2 protein-coding genes are annotated in these 1,127 nt (G+C 57.9%); one reads left to right on the top strand and one right to left on the bottom strand.

What is annotated here, in order from left to right:
* The coding region (locus ACFEMD_RS22015) for a TrmB family transcriptional regulator (protein ID WP_394743427.1) at positions 1-342 on the bottom strand (342 nt) is incomplete at its 3' end.
* A 387-nt stretch (positions 343-729) separates the two neighbouring features.
* Between ACFEMD_RS22015 and ACFEMD_RS22010 the strand changes: the two genes are divergently transcribed.
* Positions 730-1,127 (top strand): TrmB family transcriptional regulator (locus ACFEMD_RS22010; protein WP_394743426.1); only part of this gene is annotated, 398 nt, incomplete at its 3' end.

Here is a 1,127-nt window from a genome sequence, read left to right as displayed (position 1 = left end):
GGTGTCATCGCCCTCGTCGACGATGTCGATCGTGTTGAGCGCGTTCTCGAGCCGGTCGACGCGCGCTTCGTACTGGTTACGAAGTGTTTCGGTCGCCTCCTTGAGGGAGACGGCTCGAAACTCCTGTGGGCTCGAGTGTTGGACTTCGACGAGCCCCTGGGATTCCAGCACTCGGACCGCATCGTACACCCGTGTTCGGGGAACCTCGGTCATCTCGCTGAGTTTCTTTGCCGTCCCCGAACGTAGACGGGAGAGACCGACGAAGCACCGCGCCTCGTATTCTTTCAACCCGAGTTGTTGAAGGAGCTCGATCGCTTCCTCCACGCTTTCATTTGTATCCATGTGTCCCAACCTTCCGGGAAGCCCCGGAAACTCACTCGACTGTTGGGTTCCAGAACGGATAGGCATTGTCACTCCAATTATGACGGCTCATACCGATAGACCGCGAAACGGGCGCTGAGCGAGTGAATACCCGGTATTTCACAGACCGCGCGTTTTGTTGTAACCATATTAGTGACTACAGTCAGATGCGGCGATTCGAGGGAGGACACTCGAAGAAAATATGAAACTGAGAAGTCACCCGATTAATCACAAAAAGGATATACGGCATGGCGGCTAACTTCTAGACCGGCACGCAGTCCAGTGCTGTGTCCCAACCACCTTACTGCTGCGTGCCGGTCCGGCCACCTTGCGTGGCCGGATTCGTACTGATCCAGAGCTGGTATCTCGATGAGTGGTAATCCATCCAAAGAGCCGGAGACCGCCGCAATCGAGCAGCTCGAACGGTTCGGGCTGAGTACCTACGCCGCGCGGACGTTCGTCGCGCTCGCCAGCCTCGGCACGGGGACGGCCAGAGACGTGAGCCAATTGTCGGAGGTACCACGCACTCGCGTGTACGATGCAGTCGACGAGCTACACGAGTGGGGACTCGTCGATGTCCAGCAATCCTCTCCCAAGGAGTTCTGGGTGATTTCCACCGAAACCGCTTGTCGACGGTTCGAACGGGAGTTTCAGCATCGAGCGGATACTCTCCGGACAGCACTGGGCGAACTCGAGCCGGCCGAAAAGCAAGCTGAGCAACGGGGAGTATGGACGGTCAATGGACAGGCGGCGGTCACGGATCGAAC

Origin of the sequence: Natronococcus roseus (assembly GCF_043677095.1) — an archaeon.
Taxonomy (GTDB): domain Archaea; phylum Halobacteriota; class Halobacteria; order Halobacteriales; family Natrialbaceae; genus Natronococcus; species Natronococcus roseus.
Note: the sequence above shows the minus strand (reverse complement) of the source record. Positions and strands in the feature narration are given on the sequence as shown.